The organism is Mesorhizobium sp. M2A.F.Ca.ET.039.01.1.1, assembly GCF_003998035.1.
Lineage (GTDB): Bacteria > Pseudomonadota > Alphaproteobacteria > Rhizobiales > Rhizobiaceae > Mesorhizobium.
Map to the genome: position 1 here is coordinate 1 of NZ_RZRY01000993.1, position 1827 is coordinate 1827.

Genomic DNA, 1827 nt, shown 5'->3' on the forward strand with positions numbered 1-1827 from the left:
CCGTCGGACCGTCCTGGTCGTAGGCGCCCTGCCATTCGGGATGCGGGGCAAGCAGCGCCGGCACGTACATGGTGTCGGCCGAGACGAGGAATTGCTCGGCGCCGGCATCGACATGGTAGACCGAATGGCCAGGCGTATGGCCGGGCGCCGCCATGAGGCGGATGCCGGGCACCACTTCCGCGCCATCGTCGACCAGCTTCCAGTTCTTCCATTTCGGAAAATTCTCGGCGATGCGCTTGCCCGCCGGCTTGCGGCCCTCGGGCAGCTTGGCGAGGCGGCTCGGATCCGTCCACCAATTGTATTCGGTGGCGTTGACGATCAGCTCGGCATTGGGGAACACCGGATCGTTGGTGCCCTTCTCCATCAGGCCCCAGACATGGTCCGGATGGAAATGCGAGATCAGAATGGTGTCGATCGCCTTGTAGTCGATGCCCGCGGCCTTCATGTTGGCCGGCAGATGCGTGGCGTTGGCCTGCCACTGGCCGACGCCGGAACCGGCGTCCATCATGATGGTGCGGCCGTTCATCTTGAGCACCACGACGGTGAGCGGAATCGGCATGAAGTCGGTGGTCAATCCTGCCTTGGCGAGTGCCGCCTTGGTGTCGTCGACCGAGACGTCCTTGATGAAGGCCGGGTCGTGGGGCTTGCGCCAAATGCCGTCATAGACGGCGGTGACCTCGAGCGAGCCGACCTTGTATTTGTAGAAGCCGACCAGCGGCTCGACCGGGGTTTCGGCGTGGGCCGCGGGCGCGAATTCGAGCTTGCCGGCAATGCCGAAGGCGGCAGCGGCGGCGGCTGATCCGAGCACCATGCGGCGTGTCATGTTGAACATCAGAAATCTCCTCTAGTGGCTGCGGGTTGCGTCAGGTTTCAGGCGGTATGAGAGATTGGCGGAGGGCCCGGTGCGACCCTCCGCCGGCTGCGGAAGCCGGTGCCGGCCGGTCCGACTGAAAGACCGACCGGCACAGGGGAGATCGGGACTTCGGCTCCGAGCCCTGCGAGGCGTGCCTTCCCCGCCCGGATCGGGACGTTCAGCCCCAAGCTCCTAGCTCAGCGACCCCAGATGCCCTGGCCAGGCTCATCCGCAGCGATCTTGGCCGCCGGCTTCATGTCGTGACGGTCCAGCTTCACGATGGAAGCAGTGGTGGTGGTGTCGACGGCGGCTGCGTGCTGGGCGGCCGCGGAGAAGTGGTCGCTGCCGGCAAAGGCGCCGCCGGTGGCAAGGAGGATGGCGACTGCGGTGAGGGCGATCTTGTTCATATGCGTATTCTCCGGGTTGGTTGATGCGTGCCTTGGGAGGATGGCCTCGCTACAGCCAAGACCCGGAAGGTTCGGGCTTTATTCCCGGGGGGCGGAGAATCTTTTCAGGGCGCGATACAAATCGCGACCCGTCCGGATGAAACGGGAAGCCGCGGCCAGTTAGCCGGCGTTAAGCATCGCTCCAGCTTTTGGGCTGAAAATAACCTGCCAAGCTGCCAGTGACGCAACTTGAAGCCGGTCCGGAAGTTTAAATTTAAGCACTTCCTGCTAGCTTCAACCGATGGATTTCTGTCCGCGAAAGGTATTCGTGTCGAATTGACCGGGACTGGTTTCAATATCGGCCGTATCAGACAGGCCGTTTTCTCTTCCGCCAACTTGCCGGCGGCGATCGCTGTGTTCGTGCTTGCGATCTGCGCGCTCTTCGTCGATCAGCAAAACAGAAAAGTCTCCGACCAGCTGTTGCGCGCCGACGTGCTCGCCAAGGTCAACATCATCCGCGCCAAGCTCGAGGGAAACATAAACGGCAACCTGCAGCTGGTGCAGGGCCTTGCTTCGGCGGTGACGACC

General features: G+C 62.9%; 3 protein-coding genes. 1 reads left to right on the forward strand and 2 read right to left on the reverse strand.

Annotated features, from left to right (window positions below):
- Positions 1 to 832: MBL fold metallo-hydrolase (locus EOA24_RS36495; RefSeq protein ID WP_133374829.1), on the reverse strand; the 832-nt coding region annotated here is incomplete at its 3' end.
- Between the two features lie 218 nt (positions 833 to 1050).
- On the reverse strand, positions 1051 to 1260 hold the full coding sequence (locus EOA24_RS36500; RefSeq protein ID WP_126078282.1) for a DUF680 domain-containing protein: 210 nt from the start codon (positions 1258 to 1260) through the stop codon (positions 1051 to 1053).
- A 336-nt stretch (positions 1261 to 1596) separates the two neighbouring features.
- Here EOA24_RS36500 and EOA24_RS36505 point away from each other — a divergent pair.
- The coding region (locus EOA24_RS36505) for a hypothetical protein (protein ID WP_133374830.1) at positions 1597 to 1827 on the forward strand (231 nt) is incomplete at its 3' end.